This is a genomic window from Pseudomonas sp. IT-P253 (assembly GCF_949768125.1).
Classification (GTDB): domain Bacteria; phylum Pseudomonadota; class Gammaproteobacteria; order Pseudomonadales; family Pseudomonadaceae; genus Aquipseudomonas.
This window is the reverse complement of the sequence record NZ_CATKPT010000017.1, coordinates 13,713-36,087: the sequence shown is the minus strand read 5'-3', so window position 1 is coordinate 36,087 and position 22,375 is coordinate 13,713. Positions and strand designations below refer to the sequence as shown.

General features: G+C 59.1%; 18 protein-coding genes, 1 tRNA gene and 1 pseudogene. 12 read left to right on the top strand and 8 right to left on the bottom strand.

Annotated features, from left to right (window positions below; translation table 11 throughout):
- Positions 1 to 15: 15 nt before the first annotated feature.
- Together purC and ACM6IR_RS11070 are read left to right on the top strand one after the other, a co-directional pair.
- On the top strand, positions 16 to 729 hold the full coding sequence (gene purC, locus ACM6IR_RS11075; protein ID WP_414907742.1) for a phosphoribosylaminoimidazolesuccinocarboxamide synthase: 714 nt from the start codon (positions 16 to 18) through the stop codon (positions 727 to 729).
- Positions 730 to 812: 83 nt separating this feature from the next.
- A tRNA-Ser gene (locus ACM6IR_RS11070) sits at positions 813 to 902 on the top strand.
- 197 nt (positions 903 to 1,099) lie between these two features.
- On the opposite strand, the gene ACM6IR_RS11065 is transcribed toward ACM6IR_RS11070, so the two are convergent.
- The 3 genes from ACM6IR_RS11065 to ACM6IR_RS11055 form a co-directional block, all read right to left on the bottom strand.
- Complete coding sequence (locus ACM6IR_RS11065; RefSeq protein WP_414907741.1) at positions 1,100 to 1,975, bottom strand: Arm DNA-binding domain-containing protein; 876 nt, start codon at positions 1,973 to 1,975, stop codon at positions 1,100 to 1,102.
- A 56-nt stretch (positions 1,976 to 2,031) separates the two neighbouring features.
- Positions 2,032 to 2,247 carry an excisionase family protein gene (gene xisR, locus ACM6IR_RS11060; protein ID WP_414907740.1) on the bottom strand — a complete coding sequence of 72 codons (216 nt, stop codon included), beginning with the start codon at positions 2,245 to 2,247 and terminating at the stop codon, positions 2,032 to 2,034.
- Between the two features lie 548 nt (positions 2,248 to 2,795).
- Positions 2,796 to 4,079 (bottom strand): OprD family porin, encoded by a 1,284-nt coding sequence (locus ACM6IR_RS11055; RefSeq protein ID WP_414907739.1) that lies wholly within the window; start codon positions 4,077 to 4,079, stop codon positions 2,796 to 2,798.
- A 306-nt stretch (positions 4,080 to 4,385) separates the two neighbouring features.
- On the opposite strand from ACM6IR_RS11055, the pseudogene ACM6IR_RS11050 reads away from it, so the two are divergent.
- Positions 4,386 to 4,749 (top strand): annotated as a pseudogene (locus ACM6IR_RS11050) (histone-like nucleoid-structuring protein, MvaT/MvaU family).
- A 564-nt stretch (positions 4,750 to 5,313) separates the two neighbouring features.
- On the opposite strand, the gene ACM6IR_RS11045 reads toward ACM6IR_RS11050, so the two are convergent.
- A complete protein-coding gene (locus ACM6IR_RS11045; RefSeq protein ID WP_414907738.1) occupies positions 5,314 to 6,036 on the bottom strand; it encodes a pirin family protein in 723 nt (240 codons plus the stop codon).
- A 215-nt stretch (positions 6,037 to 6,251) separates the two neighbouring features.
- Between ACM6IR_RS11045 and ACM6IR_RS11040 the strand changes: the two genes are divergently transcribed.
- Positions 6,252 to 7,202 carry a GlxA family transcriptional regulator gene (locus ACM6IR_RS11040; RefSeq protein ID WP_414907737.1) on the top strand — a complete coding sequence of 317 codons (951 nt, stop codon included), beginning with the start codon at positions 6,252 to 6,254 and terminating at the stop codon, positions 7,200 to 7,202.
- A 185-nt stretch (positions 7,203 to 7,387) separates the two neighbouring features.
- Complete coding sequence (locus ACM6IR_RS11035; protein WP_414907736.1) at positions 7,388 to 8,884, top strand: ATP-binding protein; 1,497 nt, start codon at positions 7,388 to 7,390, stop codon at positions 8,882 to 8,884.
- Here ACM6IR_RS11035 and ACM6IR_RS11030 read toward each other — a convergent pair.
- Positions 8,831 to 11,626: an ATP-binding protein gene (locus ACM6IR_RS11030; RefSeq protein WP_414907735.1), complete on the bottom strand. Its 2,796-nt coding sequence runs from the start codon at positions 11,624 to 11,626 to the stop codon at positions 8,831 to 8,833. The two genes, ACM6IR_RS11035 and ACM6IR_RS11030, sit on opposite strands and share 54 nt — an antisense overlap.
- Positions 11,627 to 11,958: 332 nt before the next feature.
- On the opposite strand from ACM6IR_RS11030, the gene ACM6IR_RS11025 reads away from it, so the two are divergent.
- Together ACM6IR_RS11025 and ACM6IR_RS11020 are read left to right on the top strand one after the other, a co-directional pair.
- Positions 11,959 to 12,534: a flavodoxin family protein gene (locus ACM6IR_RS11025; RefSeq protein ID WP_414907734.1), complete on the top strand. Its 576-nt coding sequence runs from the start codon at positions 11,959 to 11,961 to the stop codon at positions 12,532 to 12,534.
- Between the two features lie 41 nt (positions 12,535 to 12,575).
- Positions 12,576 to 13,400 carry an alpha/beta fold hydrolase gene (locus ACM6IR_RS11020; RefSeq protein WP_414907733.1) on the top strand — a complete coding sequence of 275 codons (825 nt, stop codon included), beginning with the start codon at positions 12,576 to 12,578 and terminating at the stop codon, positions 13,398 to 13,400.
- Positions 13,401 to 13,607: 207 nt separating this feature from the next.
- Here the strand turns inward: ACM6IR_RS11020 and ACM6IR_RS11015 are convergent, their stop codons facing one another.
- Positions 13,608 to 14,063 (bottom strand): helix-turn-helix domain-containing protein, encoded by a 456-nt coding sequence (locus ACM6IR_RS11015; protein ID WP_414907732.1) that lies wholly within the window; start codon positions 14,061 to 14,063, stop codon positions 13,608 to 13,610.
- Positions 14,064 to 14,340: 277 nt separating this feature from the next.
- Between ACM6IR_RS11015 and ACM6IR_RS11010 the strand changes: the two genes are divergently transcribed.
- The 5 genes from ACM6IR_RS11010 to ycaC all read left to right on the top strand — a co-directional run bounded on the left by ACM6IR_RS11010 (position 14,341) and on the right by ycaC (position 19,625).
- Positions 14,341 to 15,336, top strand: coding sequence for an MBL fold metallo-hydrolase (locus ACM6IR_RS11010; protein WP_414907731.1), 996 nt, complete (start codon positions 14,341 to 14,343; stop codon positions 15,334 to 15,336).
- A gap of 47 nt (positions 15,337 to 15,383) precedes the next feature.
- A complete protein-coding gene (locus ACM6IR_RS11005; RefSeq protein ID WP_414907730.1) occupies positions 15,384 to 16,307 on the top strand; it encodes a LysR family transcriptional regulator in 924 nt (307 codons plus the stop codon).
- Between the two features lie 152 nt (positions 16,308 to 16,459).
- On the top strand, positions 16,460 to 17,095 hold the full coding sequence (locus ACM6IR_RS11000; RefSeq protein WP_414907729.1) for an antibiotic biosynthesis monooxygenase: 636 nt from the start codon (positions 16,460 to 16,462) through the stop codon (positions 17,093 to 17,095).
- Positions 17,092 to 18,930, top strand: a complete 1,839-nt coding sequence (locus ACM6IR_RS10995; RefSeq protein WP_414907728.1) for an amidohydrolase — start codon at positions 17,092 to 17,094, stop codon at positions 18,928 to 18,930. The genes ACM6IR_RS11000 and ACM6IR_RS10995 overlap by 4 nt, the downstream gene beginning before the upstream one ends.
- Before the next feature lie 68 nt (positions 18,931 to 18,998).
- Positions 18,999 to 19,625, top strand: a complete 627-nt coding sequence (gene ycaC, locus ACM6IR_RS10990; RefSeq protein WP_414907727.1) for an isochorismate family cysteine hydrolase YcaC — start codon at positions 18,999 to 19,001, stop codon at positions 19,623 to 19,625.
- A gap of 89 nt (positions 19,626 to 19,714) precedes the next feature.
- On the opposite strand, the gene ACM6IR_RS10985 is transcribed toward ycaC, so the two are convergent.
- Positions 19,715 to 21,148 carry a mechanosensitive ion channel domain-containing protein gene (locus ACM6IR_RS10985; protein ID WP_414907726.1) on the bottom strand — a complete coding sequence of 478 codons (1,434 nt, stop codon included), beginning with the start codon at positions 21,146 to 21,148 and terminating at the stop codon, positions 19,715 to 19,717.
- A 62-nt stretch (positions 21,149 to 21,210) separates the two neighbouring features.
- Entirely contained in the window at positions 21,211 to 22,227 is a 1,017-nt protein-coding gene (locus tag ACM6IR_RS10980) for an alpha/beta hydrolase (RefSeq protein ID WP_414907725.1), read from the bottom strand.
- Between the last annotated feature and the right edge of the window lie 148 nt (positions 22,228 to 22,375).

Below are 22,375 nucleotides of genomic sequence, written 5' to 3'. Positions count from 1 at the left end.
CAAGCGGAGCCCATCATGGAAAAACGTGAAGAACTCTACCGCGGCAAAGCCAAATCGGTTTTCAAGACCGACGACGCTGACCGCTTGATCCTGCTGTTTCGTAACGACACCTCGGCGTTCGACGGCAAGCGCATCGAGCAGCTCGACCGCAAAGGCATGGTGAACAACAAGTTCAACGCCTTCATCATGCAGAAACTCGAAGCAGCCGGCGTGCCGACCCAATTCGACAAACTGCTGGGCGACAACGAATGCCTGGTGAAGAAGCTCGACATGATCCCGGTCGAGTGCGTCGTGCGTAACTACGCCGCCGGCAGCCTGGTCAAGCGCCTGGGCGTTGAAGAAGGCATGAAGCTCAACCCTTACACCTTCGAGCTGTTCCTGAAGGACGACGCCAAGGGCGACCCGTTCATCAACGAATCCCACGTCGTGGCATTCGGTTGGGGCACCGCCGAGCAACTGGTTCGCATGAAAGAACTGTCGCTCAAGGTCAACGAGGTCCTGAGCAAACTGTTCGACGACGCCGGCCTGCTGCTGGTCGACTTCAAGCTCGAATTCGGCGTATTCCACGACGGCTCCATCGTCCTGGGCGACGAATTCAGCCCGGACGGCTGCCGTCTGTGGGACAAGGCCACCGGCAAGAAAATGGACAAAGACCGCTTCCGTCAGGGCCTCGGTGACGTCATCGAAGCCTACGAAGAAGTCGCCAATCGTCTGGGCGTACCGCTTTAATCGACGCAAGCATCTGATAGCACGGAAAAATTTTGCTTAGGGGGTTCGCTTCCGGCAAAAGTGTTGTTATGATGCGCGCCGTTGGAGAGATGCCAGAGTGGCCGAATGGGACGGATTCGAAATCCGTTGTACCTTCACCGGTACCTAGGGTTCGAATCCCTATCTCTCCGCCATTATTGAATAAGACTAAGCCCCCGTAATCGTTGAAGATTACGGGGGCTTTTTCGTTTCTGTCATATTGTTTAGGGCATTTTCAGGGCATAAATCACACCCTGTATACCGCTCTAGTCCGCTCTAAACCCCAGCATTTTCGACACGATACCCGCCATACTCTTGGTGTCCTTCGGTATCCACCTTCCGTAATGCTTTTTCACCATCGTTGTGTCCGCATGTCCGAGCTGCCTGGCCACCCATTCGACTGGGACATAGCTCGACAGCATCTGGCTGGCTTGGCCGCAGCGACAATCTCTCGCATCAGCTCCAAAGCGGGGTCGATCAGTTCCACTGCGCGCACCCTGGAACGTTCTTTGGGGACCTTAAATTCGCCAACCACTAATGCCCGACGTACGTGCACGATGCCAGCATCTAAATCGACATCTTCCACGGCAAGCGCAATGATCTCGGACAGGGAAAGCCCGGCCCAGCAGTTGAACTGGATCATCCTGGAGTCAGACAGTCGCGTTGGATCTGCTTTGCCAATCAGCTCGATCTCGTCTCGACTGAACGGGTCTGCATGCTCTTGGTCCGCATCCGATCCGACGTTGCTAATCCTGTCCAGCGGGTTGGACTTTAGGATCCCGTCGCCGAAAGCGTCGCCCCAAACCCCGCGTACCACCGTGAAGATATCGTTTACCGTCTTGGGGGCTAGGCCTTGTTTAAGCAGTTGCACCTGGAACAGCTCGATGTCGCTTTTGCTGATGTCGCCGATACGAGCCTTCCCGAATTTCTTGTCAACGTGTACGGCCTTGCTCACGTAGTTCACTACGGTGCTTGATGCCTTCAAGGCGCGCTGAACTTCCAGCCATCGATCAATGCCTTCCTTCACGGTGCGCTTCAGGTTTGAGCTGCCAGCGGAGGAGTAGTTTACTGCGCGCTCGGAGTCGGGAAAGTGGGCGGCATAATCAAACCGCCCCTCCTTGATTTCGGTGACGATCGTCCGGCGCTTGTTGTCGGCGTAAGCGATCGAAGCCTTGTTGATCTTAGCGATGCCAGGCAATGGCTCCCGGCACCGCTGGCCATGCAACATGAACCAGATCCGCAGCTACTTACCGTTCACTTCAACACCTGTCGGCATCATATTGGTCAGGGTTTGCCTTCCATCCAACGTTCGATCGCAGCCCGGTTGTAAACGATGACGTTGGCTGGGGCCCACCGCCAATGCTTACCTTCCAGCCATAAACCCTTGGAGCGGTACTTGCGTACAGCCTCAGTGCTAAGTCCAAAGATGGGATACAACAGTTCCTGACGGAACCAGGCTCCTAGAGTGATATGGAATTCAGGTTTATCGGCAATACTCATGGCTTGCGCTCGCCTCTCAAAAAACTGCAAGTTTGATTTTCTGAATGTCGAGGTCCGTGCCCTGAAACGTCAGGTCATTTAGGCCCTCGAACTCTTTCAGAAAGGCTGAGCGACCCGGCTTTGCGGCCAGCCCATCTTTTCAAGCAGTGAAATTCACCGGATGCTGAGCAGACCATGGCAAGTCAAAAGGCGATCTATGTTGGCTGAATTGCTGCCCAAACCGGCTTACCGTAACTATCGGCTCCGTCTGGAAGCGTCACTGCGTTTGATACGGGTTTGCATGGTTTCAATGCTATCGGTGTCCGCGTCAAATCTAGTTGGTACCAACCTACTTGGAGGTTGAAGGTGAAGAGTTCAGATGATTTACCAGCGCCTCACGAAGCGTCTCCAGAGCTTCCTGCAAACGCCGCATTTCCTTCGGATCATCTACTGCCGGCACGAAGCTCTCGCAATGCCTGATCAAGGCCTCACAGTCGTTTGTAGAGCGAAGGCGTCGACGTGCGCATTCGGCATTTTCTCCAGGGGCAGGCCAAGGTGAAGTTGATCGATTAAAAGCGCCCCAGCTTCAGGGGATACTCGATCACGATGTAAATCCGGTCGATGTCATCCCCACCCTGAGCGCTGTTGGCCCGATGGGACACTTGGGACACCTGCACCGACAAATCCTTGGCTGGCCCCGATTGCACGATGTAGTGCAGATCAATATCCCGCTCCCAATGGCGCCCGCCATCCCCTTGTTGCGGGACGAACTGGCCGGTGTCCGGGTCGAACGGGTTGTATGCTCCGCCTTGGGGCGCATGGGTGCCGTCGATACCGCGACCGGTGACGTAGCGGGTCATGAATTTCAAGCCGGGGACGCCGAAAGCGCCCAGGTCAAGGTCGTATCGAGCCTGCCACGAGCGTTCGCCGGCGCCGTTGAAGTCAGCGTATTTGATCGAGTTGGCGAGGTAGATCGAGTCGCCGCCAACAAAGTCGAACGGCGTGTCGCCATGGATTTTTTGATAAGCCATCGTGAAGCCTTGGGCGCCGACGGTGTATTTGCCTGACAGGCTGTAAGCGGTGTTATCGATCGCGCCGGCCACGGCCTTGCCATAATCCTGAGTGTGGTAAACGTTACTGTCGAGAAAGAACCCGGATTGCTTCAGGTGCAGGTTGGCGTAGTACTGATGCCAGGTGTCAGTCAGTTCGGAGGCGTACAGGGCGCCACCCAACGGCTGGTCTTCGAACAGTTGGGCACCAAGGAAACTGATGCCGCCGGTATCGGTGCTCACCCCGTAGCCGGTGAAGTCACCTTTGCTGGTCGAGGCATCCTGATTCTTGAAGGCTGTGAAGTGCCCGGCCTGCCAATGCATGTCGTTGAATTCCCGACTGTCGAGCAGAAAACCCGTGGCATATTCCGGTTGCAGGCGTTTGTCGGCGGTGTCGAACACCGGGGTTTCTACGGTCATCTCGCCGTAGGCCAACGTGGTTCGGGATGCGCGCAGTTTCAACGCGCCACCGGCGCTGGAATAGTCGCTCTCACTGCGGCCTTCTGAATCCAGCGGCAGCAAGCCCGTACCGGAATGTCCCTTGCCTCCATCCAGTTTCAAACCGAGAAAACCGTGGGCATCGACACCGAACCCGACGGTGCCGGCGGTAAAACCGGAGGCAAACGAGGCGATAAAGCCTTGAGCCCACTCCCGTTGGTAGTTTTTGTTCGCCGGGGAGGGGGATCGGTAGTCATTCTGCAGGAAGAAATTTCGGCTCAGCACGTCCAAGGTTGAGCCGTCCATAAAGTCTTGCGCCGAAGGCTCGGCAGCCAGGGCAGTGCCGCAGGTGCCAATTAGCAACATGGATAACCAGAGTCGTTCCCTGTGCTTTGGTTGTGTCCATGGTTGTGCGCAAGCTTTACTGTTGCAAAGACGCCGTGTTTTCACCGCTTGATTTGCAGTAAGCATGCTATACCTCGCGAATTCGGATTGAGGTAATGTCGGGCATTTTTCGCAGGCGGGATTGGACGGCTGTGCTGTTTACATCACTAGTTTTTCAGATGCCGGGTTGTGGTTCGCGCCCAACACCGTCGGCAACAGCCTGGTGTGGAGATCCGCAGGGCTGCTGATAAAGGCTCAAGCCAACTCCGGCCAACTTTGGAGCATCAAATGTCCTGTCTGGCTGAGTTTCGTAAACTCGAACAACAACTCGCCTCTCAGCTTGCTGAACTTGAAACCATGAAGGGTGATGCCGCCCGAAAAAAGAGATCGAGTTTGAGGCCAACTGCGTGCTTTGCTGGGTCAGTACGGCTACAGCTTGAAAGACGTATTCGGTCTGCTTGATCCAAAGGCCTGCCGTCGCGCACCTGCTACCGAGTTGAAAGTCGGCATTCGTCAGCCTCGCCAAGTAAAAATTTACAAGAGTTCTCACACTGGCGAACTTTTCGAAACCAAAGGCGGAAATCATAAAACACTAAAGGAATGGAAGGCTCAGTATGGCTCAGACACCGTGGAATTTTGGCTGGCTAAGTGATTTCGTTTTTATACAAGTAAAGGGCCCTTCTAGGGTAATGCCAGTCAGTTAAGCCGTAACGCGATCTGTAGCAGCTGGCGAAGCCTGCGTTCGGCTGCGCAGCAGTCGTAAAACCTGAGCGCAAGGTATTCCTGAAACACCGCGCCGCCTGATTTTACGACTGCTGCGCAGCCGAACGCAGGCTTCGCCAGCTGCTACCAAGAGCGTGTTTCGCCTGAGATTTTCTTAACTGACTGGCATTACCCTTCTAGGGCTCTTTAAGTTGGCGAGGATAGGTGCATTGCAAAGGACAGTTTCTGTTCGTTGACGTGTGTTCTTATCACCTGAGGCTAAAAGATATTATAGTAATTTGTAACGCAAGATCGGATGCCAGCGTGACATTACTTACTAAAAATATGGTCAGAACCTAAAGCTAGCAGGCACGTAATTTGGCGTCCAGATGCACTTCCCGCTGAGGACTTTCTTTGGGTCTTTCCAGCGATCCTTTGAGAGCACTACTAAAGCCAACCGTTTATTCCAATGAGTGAAGCCCGGGGGGCACAGCGCCCCCCAGGCAAGTTACGGTCATGGCATTTCCGGCAGCTCTTGAGGACGCAGATCGAACACCAGCACTTCGGCATCCACGCCGTTGCTCAAGGTCAGCGCCTGTTCATCCCGAACCCGCACGCCATCGCCTTCCTGCAATTGCACGCCGTTGAGTTCGACATTGCCCCGGGCCACGTGCACATAAGCGTAGCGATTGGCGGCAAGCGTGAGGGTGGCGGTTTCTTTGCCGTCGATGAGGCTGGAATAGACCCGGGCATCCTGACGCACCCGCAGCGAACCGTTGGCCCCATCGGGGGAGATTATCAGTTGCAGGCGACCGCGTTTCTTCTGCGTGCTGAAGTGCTCTTGCTGATAACGCGGTTTAGCGCCGCTGACGTCCGGTACGATCCAGATTTGCAGGAAGTGCACCGACCGGGTCGCCGAATGATTGTATTCACTGTGGGCCACGCCACTGCCGGCGCTCATCAACTGCACGTCGCCGGGGCGGATCACCGAACCGGTGCCCAGGGTGTCCTTGTGTTCCAGGGCACCTTCGAGCACATAGGAGAAAATCTCCATGTCCCGGTGCGGGTGTTGGCCGAAGCCTTTACCGGCTGCCACGCGGTCATCGTTGATCACCAGCAGGTCGGAAAAACCCTGCTCCCGCGGGTTGCGGTAGTTGGCAAAGGAAAAGGTATGGAACGACTTCAACCAACCATGATTGGCCGCGCCGCGATCAGAGGCTTTGCGAAGGGTCAGCATGATGAAATCTCCTGTTTGGGACGAGAGTTCGTCCGAGTGAGGAGAAGGTTAATGTTTACCGGTTGGTGCAATAAGTAGATGGAAGTTGAAATATTGTCTCGTTCAGGTTGACAGTTATGTGAGCGGGTTCATGTATTCTTATAGTTACAATTGGACATAATGTTCAGCGCTGACGCTACGTTTCCTATTTCTTTGATATCAGTGATTTCCAACCCATGAAAACCGTGGCAATGGTGCTGTTTCCAGACTTTCTCCTGCTTGATATGGCCGGGCCCATGGAGGTGTTTTCCATCGCCAATCGTTATCTGGAGCCAGGCGACCGTTATCAGCTGTCGACGATCGGCACCGAGCATGGCGCGTTACGCGCATCCAACGGCGTCAGCGTTCAGGCCGATATGCATATAGACCAGGCCTGCGACAGCTATGACCTGCTGCTGGTGCCGGGCGGTCCGGGGGCCTACAACGAAAAACATCCACCGTTGCTCGACTGGCTGCGGGGCGCCGTCAGTCGGTCGGCCGGTTATGGCTCGATCTGCACGGGGGCGTTCATATTGGGGCATGCCGGTTTGCTGGACGGTTATCGGGTGACGACTCACTGGCATTACACGGAGCGATTGATTCGAGCATTCCCCGAGGCAACGGTGAAGACCGATCAGATCTACGTTCAGGACCGCAACCTGATCAGCTCTGGCGGGGTCACCGCCGGTATCGACCTGGCACTGGCGGTGGTCGCTCAGGATCACGGCAAGAAAATCGCGCAGGACGTGGCCAAGGTGTTGCTGGTGGTGATGAAGCGCCAGGGCGGACAGGCGCAGTTCAGCCCATTGATGGCTGCGGTGGCACCCCAGGAAACGCCGGTGACCCGAGTGCAGAACCATGTGCTCGAACACCTTGATGAAGCCTTCAGCGTCGAACGCATGGCCAGCCTGGCGAACATGAGTGCGCGGCATTTCGCCCGGGTGTTTGCCCGGGAAGTGAACATTACGCCCATGGAGTTTCTGCAAAGCGCGCGTATCGACTGTGCGAGGAGCCTGCTGGAAACCAGTGACCTGCCGCTCAAGACCGTCGCCTACAAAAGCGGCTTCGGCAGCGTGCGGCACATGCGTTTTCTGTTCAGTGAAAAACTTGGTCTGACTCCCGCCCAGTACCGCGAACAGTTCAGCTAGAGCGTTCTTGTCCGTCCAGCGCACCGCGATGGCCGTGACGCTCCCTCCATCGCCGTTGTACCGTCACCCATGCCTGCCAAGATACTCGTGGACTCTTGGCAGCGGAGGTGCGGGAGCTTGGGCGAACTTGTGCAACGGATGATTCCGTACCTTGAGTCGGCTCAGGTTTGAGCACATGAACATGTATGAACAGCCTCAGAGATTTAAACAGCGATACGGTACTGCGGTTCGGCCCCTACACGTTCCACCCGCGTCAACGGTTGGTTCTGGAAGGTGATCGGCCTCTGCGCGTGGGGGGGCGGGCACTGGATATCCTCCAGGTACTGGTCGAGCTCGCGGGCAACGTGCTCAGCAAGGAAGAACTGATTGCCCACGTCTGGCCGACTTCGGTGGTCGAGGAGATCAACTTGCGCGTGCACATCGCTGCCCTGCGTCGGGCCCTAGGCGACGGCCAGAACGGGCGGTGCTACATCGTTAATATTCCCCAGCGAGGTTATAGCTTCATAGCCCCAGTGCAGCGCGAGTCGGACGGGATGCAGGTTTCGATCGAAACCGTTCAGCAGCCCCGGCACAACCTGCCGACACGGATCACGCCAGTGACCGGTCGAGATTCGATCGTTGGTAGTCTGGTCCGGCAGTTGCCGGTTCGCCGTTTCATGACATTGGTCGGCCCCGCTGGCATCGGCAAGACCACGGTGGCCTTGCGCGTGGCCGAACTGCTGTTGCAGCACTATAGCGATGGCGTCTGGATCGTTGATCTGGCGGCAATCGATGACCCCGCGCAGCTCGTCGATTATCTGAGCCAGACTCTTGAACTGGACGTTGGCGTGGATGCACTGGCGCAACGGCATGCATTGCTGGTGCTCGACAATTGCGAGCACGTGCTCGAACGTTGCCGATCGCTGGTGGAGGGCCTATTGGTTTCGGCGCCACGGTTATCGATCCTGGTCACCAGCCGCGAACCGCTGCGGACGGCGAGGGAAACGGTTCAGCGTTTGCCAGCCCTCGCGGTGCCGCCGATGTCGGCGCTGCAGAGTGTTAGCGAGGCGATGAGCTATTCGGCGGTGCAGCTGTTTGTCAGCCGTGCCCGTGCCTGCCAACAAGGGTTTGCTCTGCGTGAGCAGGACCTCAAGGTTGTGCGGGAAATCTGTCGGCGCCTCGACGGTCTGCCCTTGGCCATCGAACTGGCCGCGGCGCAGATCGATGCGCTGGCACTGGTTGGGCTGCGAGCACAACTGGACAACTGTTTTCAACTGTTGACCCAAGGTCGGCGCACCGCCGTGCCACGGCATCAGACGCTCAAGGCCGCGTTGGACTGGAGCTATCAGCGGCTGAGCCCGCTGGAACAGACCGTGCTGCAAGGGCTGGCGGTGTTCAAAATAGCCTTTACTTTGGACGCAGCCATCGGCGTCATCAGTTGTGCGGTGCTGCGGCCCACCAGTCTGGCAGAGGTGATAGAACGGCTGGTGCTGAAATCGCTGTTGTCGGTTGAACAGGGCAATGGCATGACACGTTATCGGTTTCTCAATACTACCCGCACTTACGTACTGGAAAAGCTTGAACTGAGCGGACTGCTGCGAGTGTTTGAAATGCGTTATGCCCGCTACATCAGCCGGGCACGCTGGGTTTCAGGCCGGCCGGTGTCGTTGCAGCTCGTCGAGCAGACGGCGGACTTTGCTTAGGTCTGGTGTTGCAAAGCCTTCGGTGAAGCGGTTGTAGATCGGCGCCAGCAGGTCATGGGCTTGTTGGTGGCGGCCTTGACGCTGCCAAAGCTCGGCCAGTGATGTGGCAGTGCGCAGCTCCCACGCCAGAGCACCTTGGGCTTTTGCCACTCCCAGCGCTTTGAGCAGCACGGTCTCGGCTGCACTCTGGCTGTTTTCTGCAAGCAGTGCATTCGCTCTGGCCCGAAGGATTTCCGCCGTGCTCCAACCCGTAGCGCCGTTTTCGGCCCGTGCCAGCAATGCGTCATCGACGAAACCGGTATCCAGGGTGACCATGATTTCCTTGATCAGCCCGACGCCGGGTTGCGGGGTCGAATGTGCGTTATCGCCATCGATCACCTGCGCATAGTGCCGGGCCCAGTTGTAGAACAGCAGCACCGAATGTTTTTGTGCTTGTTCGAGCAGCAGGCGCAAGAGGTCGCGGGCAGTTTGAGTGTCGCCGTTGTAGTGGGCGATCAGGCAACCGGACAGGGCCAGCGTATAGCAGATGGACGTGCCGTGGTCGATCTGGATCGCGATGTCCAGGGCCTGGCGAGCGGTGCTCCAGGCCTTTTCCGGATGGCCTTGCAGCCAGAGGATCCGCGCGAGAATGGTCAGGGCGGCGACGCTCTGGTCGTACTGGACGCCAAAGCCGTGGGTGAAGCGATTGAGGTGTCCGCTCTGGGCCATGCGCTCAATGACTTGTTCAGCGCTCTCCCGTGCCCGTTGCTGATCCCCGGCAAAGTGCAGGGCCAGCACCTGCAAACGGTGGGTACTCAGGGACACAGCGGCGTTGCCTTGTAAACCCAGACGATCGAATTGCAGGCTCTGTTCCAGGGCCGTTTGGTAGTTGCCGCAACTGAGGTTGACCGCCATGTGCCCGGACACGGCTCTGAGCTGACCGGCCACGTCGTTGCAGCGTTCGGCCAGGGTTCTGGCGCTCACAAAGGCTTCGACGGTTTCGGCGGTGCCACCTTGAGTGTGGTAGCAGGAGCTGCCGAGGGCGAGCTTGAGGGCCATTTTCAGACGAGGGCAGGGCTCTGGCGTCAATTCGAGCAGTGCCAGGGCCTTGCGCACGTACACGCCGTGTTCCTTGAGCAGCGACAGCTCCTGCCAGAGTGGCATCGAAACCGAAGCCAGTCGGATCGCCAGTGCCTGTGGCCCTTGAGCGTTCAAGCCCCAGTCGAGGGCTGAGCGGATGTCTTCCAGACTGCGGGCGTAACGCTCGATCCATATACAGGTCTGGATGTGCTCCCAGTCGTTCTGGGCCTGATGCATCAATGCCAGGCAGCGCTCGGCGTGGCGCTCCAGAGTGTCTGGCAAATCATTTGCCTGGTCGAGTTTTTCCAGAGCATAACTGCGGGTGGTGTCGAGCAGGCGGTAGAACACCTGCTCGTCGCCGACCTCCACGTTCAGCAGTGACTTGGCCACCAGTTGCGTAATCGAGCCAAACACCTCGCGGGGCTCAATGTGTTCGCCGACAATCACCGCGGCCGCCGATTCCAGTGTGAAACCGCCCCTGAACACACCCAGTCGGCGCAGGCAGATTTGTTCGCAGGTACTCAGCAGCTCAAAGCTCCAGTCAAGTGTTGTGCGCAGGGTCTGATGCCGACCCAGCGTCGTCTGGCAGCCCTGTGTGAGCAGACGAAAACTGCCTTGCAGTTGCGTCAGCAATCCACTCAGGCCAAGGCTGTTCACTTGCGCTGCTGCCAGTTCGATCGCCAAAGGAATACCGTCCAAACGGCGGCAAATCTCGACCGCCAGAGGCAGTTCGTCATCGGTCAGCTCGAAACTGTCATGGCTGGCCATCGCCCGTTCGACGAACAATTGCACAGCCGAAAAGCTCAAGGCCTGGGAGCGGTCCAGTACGGCGATGGGCGGTGGGCAGTCCAGAGACTCCAGGCGCTGAACGAATTCGCCTTCGGCTCGCAGGCTCTCGCGGCTGGTGGCCAGAATGTTCACATCGGGCGCGCCACGCAGGATGCTTTCGCTGAGCAACGCAATGGCGTCGATCAGATGCTCGCAGTTGTCGATCACCAGCAGCATCTGCCGCTCGCGCAGGAAGGTCGCGAGACCGTTCATCGGTTCAGCGTCGTGCAACGACAGGTCCAGCAGAGTCGCCAGGTGGGGGGCGATCATCAACGGGTCGCTGACCGGGGCCAGGTCCAGCAGTCGAATGCCGTCCCGGTAGCGACCGATCAGTTGTTCGGCGACGCGCAGTGCCACCGTGGTCTTGCCGATACCGCCAGGGCCGAGGAGGGTGATGAAGCGTTGGCGTGGCAATTGTGTCACAAGACTGTCGACCAAGACCTGGCGACCAATCATGCGAGTCCGACGAATGGGCAGGTTATGGCCGCTCTGCTCGTGCCCGCCGCTTGCGGGACGTTGCTCGACGTGTTCCAGGGAGTGCGGCGCGACAAAGCTGTAACCACGCTGGGCCACGGTGACGATGTAGCGCTGGCCGGCTTGACCGTCGCCGAGGGCTTTGCGCAGCGCCGCCATGTGTACTCGCAAATTGATGTCTTCGACTACGCTTTTGGGCCAGACCCGCGCGATCAATTGCTGCTTGCTGACCACATCCCCCGCGTGCTCCAGTAGGATCAACAGAATGTCCATGGCGCGCCGACCCAGGCGCAGGGGCTGGTCGGCCTCCAGCACCAGGCGTTGTCCGGGGTAGACCCGGTAGGGGCCGAAATGCACGGCCTGTTCGGGGGAAAGGGTCAACGGGTCACTCCTGCTTGCATCCGTCTATCACACGGTATCCGGGAATGTTCCTCAAATCTTTTGGTCAACGCAACGCGGTGACCGAGCGACTGCCCTGTGTGTGCATTGTATGCAGCGTTTCCGGCACCGTTCGCAAGCTCGTATTTACTGGGCTCGGCGGTGGAAAAAGGTTGAGTCGGGGCTTTTGGTGCACCATTGAAAATTAACAACGTTTAACTCGTCCTGCACCCGGTTTACACCCAAAAATCCAATACTTCCAGTCCATCAACCGAAGGCACTGGTCTTCGTGCTTCGTGCAGCAATAGGGATGAACACTTCAGGAGAACGCCGGAATGAGCGACGTGGTAGTGGTCTATCACAGCGGTTATGGTCATACGCGGGTCATCGCCGAAGCTGTGGCTCAGGGGGTGGAGCGGCACCTGGGCAGTACTTGCGAGCTGATTCCGGTCGAGGAAGTGGACGGGCAGTGGGACTGCTTGCACCGCGCCGACGCGATCATCTTCGGTGCCCCGACTTATATGGGCAGCGCATCGGCGTCCTTTAAGGTCTTCATGGAGGCCACCGCGTCGTTCTACCTGGCGCAGCCCTGGCGTGACAAGTTGGCTGCCGGGTTCACCAACTCCGGCTGTCTGTGCGGCGACAAGCTCAATACCTTGCTGCAGATGGCCGTGTTCGCGGCTCAGCACTCGATGATCTGGGTCGGCCTCGATCTGCTGCCGACGCGCTCCAGCGCTGGCAAGTTCGATGGGCAATTGAATCGCCTGGGCAGTTCACTGGGGGTCATGGCCCAGTCGAATGTCGAACAGTCCCCGGACCATGCACCACCTCCCGAAGATCGCTGCACCGCCGCGCACCTGGGCGAGCGGGTAGCGCGTCTGGCCGAACGAATGAGCCATTCATCGGTTTGATTCACCCAAACACCCCCGACGCCTTCATTAAGGAGCTCACCATGAGTACATTCACTACCCGCGACGGTACCGAGATTTACTACAAGGACTGGGGCACCGGCCAGCCCATCGTCTTCAGCCACGGTTGGCCACTGAATGCCGACAGTTGGGAGTCGCAGATGATCTTCCTGGCGTCCAAGGGCTACCGGGTCATCGCCCATGACCGCCGTGGTCACGGCCGCTCCAGCCAGCCCTGGTTTGGCAATGAAATGGACACCTACGCCGACGACCTCGCGCAGTTGATCGAGCTGCTGGATCTGCAAAACGCGGTGCTGTTCGGTTTCTCCACCGGCGGTGGCGAGGTGGCGCGTTACATTGGTCGTCATGGCACTGGGCGAGTCGCCAAGACCGGGCTGATTTCCGCGGTGCCGCCGCTGATGCTCAAGACCGAAGCCAATCCAGGCGGCCTGCCGATGGAAGTGTTCGACGGTCTGCGTCAGGCGTCCCTGGCGGACCGTTCGCAGTTGTACAAAGACGTCGCCAGCGGGCCGTTCTTTGGCTTCAACAAACCTGGCGCCAAACCTTCTCAGGGCATGATCGACTGGTTCTGGATGCAAGGCATGATGGCTGGCCACAAAAGCGCTTATGACTGCATCAAGGCGTTCTCCGAAACCGACTTCACCGAAGACCTGAAAAAGTTCGACGTGCCGACTCTGGTGGTGCATGGCGACGCTGACCAGATCGTACCGATCGAGGCCGCCGGCATCGCCTCGGCCAAACTGGTCAAGGGTTCGAAACTGCTCGTCTATCCCGGCGCCCCCCATGGGCTGACTGATACTCACAAGGATCAGCTCAACGCCGACCTGCTGGCGTTCCTCAAGGGCTGATTGGCCCCAATGTTAAGGCGACGACGGGGTCCGTAGCAGCTGCCGAAGGCTGCTACGGCTCGGTCCGCGTTCGGGCGCAGCAGTCGCAAATCATGCAACCACGGTTAACCTGTAATACCACAGCGCCTGATTTTACGACCGCTGCGCATCGAACGCAGCCTTCGGCAGCTGCTACAAAAAGCCGAGCGGTCATGCCGCTCGGCTTTTTCATTGAACGTGAATTTGAGCGGTATGTGAGGGGGCGGCTTGTGCTGTGGTGGGCGGCGCGGATCGCACCGCCTGACAGCGCCAGGCGAAAGGCGTGATGCCTTCGCTGCGGGTGAAAATGTGGCAGAAGTGCGCCTGATCGCAGAAGCCGCATTCCAGGCTGATTTGCGTCAGGGTCAGGTCGGTGTTCTGGATCAGTTGCTTGGCCCGGGCGATACGCTGGCAACGAATCCAGTCCTGGGGTGACAGGCCGGTGCTGCACTTGAAGGCACGGGAGAAATGACTGCGGGACAGGGCGCAGGCCCGAGCGAGTTCGGTGACTTCCAGAGTTTCACTCAGACCGTCGAAGATCAGTTTTTTGACCAGGCTTTCCCGCCAGGGAGAGAGGCCTCCGGTGGTGGTTTTTCGCGTTTCAGTGGCTGATGCGCGGGCGGCGTTGTGCTGAACGTGGGCCATGGCAAATATCCGTGTCGATGGGAATACGCTGGCACACTGCGCGGTGGGTCAGCAGCTTCCCGCGTTAGAAAACAGTTCTGCACAGAGGGCTTTATTCTTGGTCGCGGGGCAGTGGCTTGCGAGTTAAACGTTGTTAATTCCGGGCGCGTGCGGCAGCGAATAACTGCACCGACTCAGCACATGGCTGCAATTTTCGAGGCGTGGGACGAGTGCATGATTGAGCTCTTCTGGCGGGCATGTTGATGGCCGCTTTTCTGACTCGATCATAGGTGAAGGCATGAAGCATTCTCTGATTTGCACGTTGAGCGGATTCGGCCTGGCATTGGCGCTGACGTCGGTTGGCGTCCTGGCTCAGGCGCCGCCCCAGATGGCTACTCAGGTGCCCGGTTACTACCGGCTGGCGGTGGGCGATTACGAAGTAACGGCGCTGTTCGATGGCTACAACGATCTGTCACCGAATCTGCTCAATGGACTGACCCAGAGCCAGATCCGTGCATTACTGGCCCGTCGCTCGATTGAAACGCCGGGGGTGCAGACTGCGTTCAACGCCTTTCTGATCAATACCGGCAAGCAACTGATTCTGGTGGACTCCGGAGCGGGTCAGTGCATCGGAGCCACCGCCGGCATGCTCGCGGCGAACATGAAAGCGTCCGGTTATCAGCCGGAACAGGTCGACACCATCCTGCTCACGCACCTGCATCTGGACCATGTTTGCGGGCTGGTGGACGACAAGCAGCAGCCGGTGTTCGCCAACGCCACGGTCTACACGGCGAAGGCGGAAGCCGATTATTGGCTCGATCCTCAGGCCATAGCAAAAGCACCCGCCGGTGCCAAGGAGTTTTTCAGGATCGCTCAGGATTCCACCGCGCCGTACGTTGCTGCGGGGCGCTTCAAGACCTTCGACGCCGGTCAGTCGCCGGTGCCGGGTATCGTCGATGCCGAGCTGGAAGCCGGGCACACACCGGGCAGCACCACGTACCGCTTCACCTCTCAGGGCCAGAGCATTCTGTTCATGGGCGATCTGGTGCATAACCTGGCGGTGCAGTTCGAGCATCCCGAAGTGTCGATCCGCTTCGACGTCGACAGTCAACAGGCGATCAAGAGCCGGGACAAAGTTTTCACTGACGCGGCGACGAGCAAGATTTGGGTGACTGCGGCGCACCTGCCGTTTCCGGGTGTAGGCCACATCACCGCGGTGGACAGGCATTTTCAATGGGTGCCTATCGAATACGGGCCCTACAAGCGGGCGGCAAAAGTGCCGATGATCGAGTGAAGTCTGACTGACTCGTACCTGGCTCAAACCACAATAGGACTGTGCCTGTGAACCGTAATGATCTGCGCCGCGTAGACATGAATCTGTTGGTGATTTTCGAGGCCCTGATGTTCGAAAAGAACCTGACCCGTGTGGCTGAAAAATTGTTCATGGGACAGCCAGCGGTGAGTGCTGCGCTGGGACGCTTACGGGACTTGTTCGACGATCCGCTACTGTTGCGCAACGGTCGCGGGATGGAGCCAACGGCGCGAGCGTTGGCGATTCTTAAAGAGCTGCAACCGGCGATGGACACCATCTCGGGTGCCGTCAGCCGGGCCAAGGAGTTTGATCCGGCGACGAGCTGCGATGTGTTTCGCATAGGCCTTTCGGACGATGCCGAATTTGGTTTGTTCCCGCCGTTGTTGCGTCAGCTGCAGCAGGAGGCGCCGGGAATTGTGGTGGTAGTGCGCCGGGCCAATTATCTGTTGATGCCGGCCTTGCTGGCATCGGGGGAGATTTCCGTGGGGGTCAGTTACACCACCGAATTGCCGGCCAACGCCAAGCGCAAGAGGCTGCGTGATATTGCCTGCAAAGTGTTGCGCGGTGACAACCGGCCCGGTGAGCTGACGCTCGATGAATACTGCCAGCGACCCCACGCGATGGTGTCGTTCTCTGGCGACCTGAGCGGCAACATCGACCTCGATCTGGCCAAGGTCGGTCGTACCCGGCGAGTGGTGCTGGGGGTTCCGCAATTCAGTGGTTTGCGGGCGATGCTCGCCGGTACCGAAATGATCGCCACCGTGCCCGACTACGCGGCGTGTGCGTTGGTTGAAGGTTGCGCCTTGAGAGCCGAAGACCCGCCGTTTCCCATCGATGCGGCGCAACTGTCGATGGCCTGGAGTGGCGTTCACGACAACGATCCGGCAGAGCGCTGGTTACGGTCGCGGATCAGTCAGTACATGTCTGAACCCTTGAACATCACACCCCCCTAGGCAGTACTGAAAGCCGGGTCGCAAAGAGAGCACGTGCATTCAATTTTTTGTGCCCCGGCATTGGCACTATCGAATCAGTTATCGGCGCATCAACGTCGGTGTTTTTTCAACTGGGCTGATGCTCAATGATCGTTTCGCCGGAGCTTTCGGTTATGCCTGATTCCAATCGCCTCGACACTGCACCCACCCACCCGGTGCATGGCTTCGAAGAAGTCGTGACCCTGGTCGTCAAACACCGGGTCAAGGCCGGTTCTGAAGTGCCCTATGAAGCCTGGCTGCGGCGGATTGTCGGTATTGCCGGGCAGAGCGAGGGGCATTTGGGGGTGGATGTGATTCGCGGCAAGAGCGCCGGCCTGGACATGTTTACCTGCGTGCTGCGTTTTTGCTCCACCGAGGCGATGCAGCGCTGGCTCGATTCGCCGCAACGGCTGGAGCTGGTCAACGAAGCCACGCCGATGCTGGCAGATGGGGACCAGACCGAGGTCAACCCGGTCAAGGAGTTCTGGTTCGCGCCACAGGCCGATGCCGGTTCGCCACCGCCGCGCTGGAAGCAGGCCGTGGTGACGCTACTGGTGATCCTGCCGCATACCTTGCTGGTGCCGCTGATCTGGGGGCCGCTGCTCAAGCTCAACGCCTTTCTGTCCAATTACGTGGTTGCCACTTTTCTGATCACCGTGACCATTGTGGTTTCGGTGGTGTACCTGTTCATGCCCAGGGCGACGCGCCTGTTCGCGCCGTGGCTGAAAGCCGGACAACCTCATTCCACTCTGCCTGAGGAAAACCAATGAACGCCGATCTGATTCTATTCAATGGCCAATTTCATACCGTTGACCGTGAAAAACCCCTTGCCAGTGCGGTCGCGATCACCAGCGGCCGCTTCGTCACGGTGGGTACCGATGCCGAGGCCATGGCCCTGCGTGGTTCGGGCACCCAGGTCATTGACCTCAAGGGCCGCTGCGTCATCCCAGGGCTCAACGACTCGCACTTGCACCTGATTCGGGGTGGCTTGAACTACAACCTCGAACTGCGCTGGGAAGGCGTGCCGTCCCTCGCCGATGCCTTGCGCATGCTCAAGGACCAGGCCGATCGCACGCCGACGCCGCAATGGGTGCGGGTGGTCGGTGGCTGGAACGAATTCCAGTTCGCCGAAAAGCGCATGCCGACGATTGAAGAACTCAACCAGGCTGCGCCGGATACGCCGGTGTTCGTTTTGCACTTGTACGACCGTGCCTTGCTCAACCGCGCAGCGCTCAAGGTTGTCGGTTACACACGCAACACGCCGAACCCACCGGGTGGCGAGATTGTGCGCGACGCCAACGGCGATCCGACCGGCATGTTGGTGGCACGTCCGAACGCGATGATTCTTTACTCGACCTTGGCCAAAGGGCCGAAGTTGCCGCTGGAATATCAGGTCAACTCGACCCGTCAGTTCATGCGTGAACTCAATCGTCTGGGCCTGACCAGCGCCATCGATGCCGGTGGTGGCTTCCAGAATTACCCGGACGACTACGCGGTGATCGAGCAGTTGGCCAAGGACCAGCAACTGACGATTCGCATTGCTTATAACCTGTTCACCCAGAAGCCCAAGGAAGAGCTGACCGACTTCAAGAACTGGACCAGTAGCGTCACCCTGCATCAGGGCGATGACTTCCTGCGCCACAACGGCGCCGGTGAAATGCTGGTGTTTTCGGCGGCGGATTTCGAGGACTTCCTCGAACCGCGCCCGGACCTGCCGCAGACCATGGAACAGGAACTGGAACCGGTGGTTCGCCACTTGGTCGAGCACCGCTGGCCGTTCCGTCTGCACGCCACTTACAACGAATCAATCAGCCGCATGCTCGATGTGTTCGAGAAGGTCAATCGCGACATTCCGTTCAACGGTTTGCCGTGGTTCTTCGACCACGCCGAAACCATCACTCCGCAAAACATCGAGCGGGTGAGGGCGCTGGGTGGCGGCATCGCGATTCAGGACCGCATGGCGTTCCAGGGGGAATACTTCGTCGACCGTTACGGCAGCAAAGCCGCCGAAGCCACGCCGCCGATCAAACGCATGCTCGCCGAGGGCGTGCCGGTCGGCGCGGGCACCGACGCCACACGAGTTTCCAGCTACAACCCGTGGACCTCGTTGTACTGGATGGTCAGCGGCCGCACCGTCGGTGGTCTGGCGTTGTACGAGGAAGGCTTGCCGCGCACCACTGCGCTGGAACTGTTCACCCACGGCAGCGCCTGGTTCTCGTCCGAACAGGGCAAGAAGGGCCAGATCAAGGTCGGGCAACTGGCGGACCTGGCAGCGTTGAGCGCGGACTTCTTCAGCGTCGAGGAAGAAGCGATCAAGTGGATCGAGTCGGTACTGACAGTGGTCGGCGGCAAGATTGTGTACGCCGCCGGCGACTTCGAAAAACTCGGGCCGGCCAGCGTGCCGGTGCTGCCGGACTGGTCGCCGGTGATGAAAGTCCCCGGCCACTGGCGCCCGAATTCGCCGATGCAGGCTCAGGTCCACCATTGCAGCGGCCCGTGCGCGGTGCATACGCACAGCCATGAAAAGGCGCGCCAGTCGAATGCGCCGGTCAGCGATTTCGCCGGTTTCTGGGGCGCGTTCGGCTGTTCCTGCTTCGCCTTCTGATGCCGATATAAAGCGCCGGCCTTAGTGACCGGCGCTCCCCGCAACAACCATCCATCGAGGAGTTTCACATGAGCAACGTTCCTTACACGCGTCTGAACAAAGACGATGCCGTTGTGCTGTTGGTCGACCACCAGACCGGTCTGATCTCGCTGGTGCAGGATTTCTCACCGAACGAGTTCAAGAACAACGTCCTGGCGCTGGGTGACATCGCCAAGTTCTTCAAACTGCCGACTATCCTCACTACCAGTTTCGACAGCGGCCCGAACGGCCCGATCGTGCCGGAACTCAAAGAGCAATTCCCGGACGCACCGTTCATTGCCCGCCCTGGCCAGATCAACGCCTGGGACAACGAAGACTTCGTCAAAGCCATCAAAGCCACCGGTCGCAAGCAACTGATCATCGCCGGTGTAGTGACTGACGTATGCGTGGCGTTCCCGACCCTGTCGGCGATTGCTGAAGGTTTTGAAGTGTTCGTGGTCACCGATGCTTCCGGCACCTTCAACACCACTGTGCAACAAGCGGCGTGGGCGCGGATGTCGGCCGCCGGTGCACACCTGTTGAACTGGTTCTCGGTGGCGTGTGAGCTGCAGGGTGACTGGCGTAACGACATGGAAGGTCTGGCGAATCTGCTGTCGCAGCGTCTGCCGAACTATCGCAATTTGATTAATAGCTATACCAAGTTCACTGCCAAGTAAGAAGATCAAAAGATCACAGCCTGCGGCAGTTCCTACAACTGGAATGCGTTCCTCCTGTAGGAGCTGCCGCAGGCTGTGATCTTTTGCTTTTAGCGTTTTTGCAACCACCCCAGAAATGCACCTTTCCTGACAGGCACAGGCACAGGCTTGGCGGTCAACGCCAACCGACTGTTCTGTTGCCGTACCGCCTGCAACTTGTTCAACGCCTGGCCCACTTCGCTGCGCTGCTCGATGCACTGGCGGGTCAGGTTCTTGTCGAGACGGTAGATGATGGAGGATGTCAGCGCGGTGAATGTCGCCTGGGACGGTGTATCGGCAAGGATGCTCTGTTCGCCCATGACTTCGCTCGGCCCCATGCGACCTGCCTCGGCCAGGCCATTGCCGTCGGACACGCTGGCGCTGACGACACCGGTGGCTATCACCAACAGGCTGTCCGGCACTTCGTCCAGATCCAGCACCACCTGGCCGGCGGTGTACTGCTGCGGCACCATCGATTCGGCGAGGCGGTCACGTTCCTCATGGCTAAGCGAGCGGAAAATCTTCACTTCATCGAGCAGCGCGCGGGCGCGGGTCGAGGGTTCTATCACACCGTCCGGATGCCGCGAGATGCCTGCCGCTTCCAGGTGCCGATGGGCGAGGTCGAACAGTTGATTGCGCACGTCGCCTTTCTTGCCCAGTTCGGCGATGAAACCGCTGGCCACGTATTCGGACATTTCTTCACCCGCCTCCTTGAGCAGCGCTTTCGGCGCCGGATTGAGCAACAGACTGCTGCTGCCTTGCAGAGTACGGTCGAGGGCATCGAGCACCCGGCGCGGACGGACGTGGTTCGGTACCTTGATGCTGATCGACACGCCGTGCAGGTTGGTCGGGCGGCTGAGGTTGACGATCTTGGCCTTGGCCGCCACCGAGTTCGGCACCACGGCCAGAGTGCCAGCGCTGGTCAGCAGATGGGTGGCGCGCCAGTCGATATCGAGCACCTTGCCTTCGACGCCGTCGATCATCACGAAATCGTCCACCTGATAGGGCTTGGTGGTGTTGAGCACGATGCCGGAGAACACGTCGCTCAACGTACTCTGCAGCGCCAGACCGACCACGATGGCGACCACCCCGGAGGTCGCGAGCAAGCCTTTGACCGGCAGCTCCAGCACATATCCGGCGGCAGCGACAATGGCGGCCAGGAACACCAACGCACCGATCACGTCCTGCAACAACCGACCGCTGTGACCGATGCGGCGCATCAGGGCCAGACCGATCACTTCGGTCAGCACCCGCGCGGCGTACAGCCACCAGAGAATCCCCAGTGCCGTGGCACCCAGTTGCGCAGCACGGTCATCGGCGAACAACGGCGCCTGCAACGGGCTGACGCCAGCGTTGATGACCAGCGCACTGAACGCCAGAAACAACACCAGACGCACGCCGACCAGCGAGGCTCGGTGCTTGAACGGGGCGAGGTGCCAGAGCAGAGCGTCGAGCACCAGAAGCAGGGCGCTCCAGGACAGCAGGTGGGTAGAGAAAAGGCTCATGGATTACACTCCGGCGGGCACAAAAAACTCGCCACACCCTGGGGTGTGGCGAGAGGTTGGACTCAGTTCAGATGCGTCTTGAGCTCGGCCGCGGCCTGACGTACTGCCGCTTTGACTTCCGGAATCTGACTCAGCGGATTGAGCAGGCCAAAGTCATGAATCATCCCGTTGTAGCGCACTGCGGTCACCGGCACGCCGGCCGCGTCGAGGCGGCGGGCGTAGCCTTCGCCTTCGTCACGCAGCACGTCGAATTCGGCGGTCTGCACCAGCGCGGCGGGCAGGCCCGTGAGCTGTTCGGCGCTGGCTTTCAGTGGTGAGGCATGGATCTGCGCGCGCTCGGCCGGGCTGGTGGTGTAGTTGTCCCAGAACCACTGCATCATGCCTTTGGTCAGGAAGTGGCCTTCGGCAAACTGCTGGTACGAGCCGTTATCGAACCCGGCGTTGGTCACCGGCCACATCAGCAACTGGAAGCGCAGGGCCGGGGTGTTCTGTTCCTTGGCCTTCAACGCCACCACCGCCGCCATATTGCCGCCGACACTGTTGCCGGCCACCGCCAGACGCTTGCCGTCGACACCGATGTCCTTGCCGTGCTCGGCCACCCATTTCGTGGCGGCGTAGGCCTGGTTGATCGCGGTCGGGTAGTGTGCTTCCGGCGACGGGGTGTAATCGACGTACACGGCAACTGCCCCGGATCCCACCACCAGATCGCGAATCAAGCGTTGGTGGGTCGGGAAGTCGCCCAGCACCCAGCCGCCACCGTGGAAGAACATGAACACCGGCAACTCGCCCTTGACCTTGGCCGGACGCACCACTTTCAGGTTGATCGTCTGGCCGTCGACCTTGATCGCCTTGTCGCTGACTTCAACACCGGACAGATCGACCTTCACCGAAGCCTGGGCACCGGTCAGCACCGCGCGGGCGTCTTTCGGGCTCAGTTGTTCCAGCGGTTTGCCACCGCTGGCGGCGAGGGCGTCGAGGAAGGCCTGGGTGTTGTGTTCGACACCGGGGCTGCCGGCGGCGAAAGCGTTGCCGATGGACAGGACGAGGAGGGAAGCGGTGAGGGTTTTCTTGAGGCTCATGGTCAATTCCTTTTTCAATAGTTTGAGTTTTTATGCCTTGGGATCGGGCTGCTGTGACGCTGGGGTTCAGGCCTCAGCAACACCGTGAGCACAGATTAATGAGGTGCCTGAAAGTGAAAAAGCGGCTATAAAGCGTTTAACTGTCAAC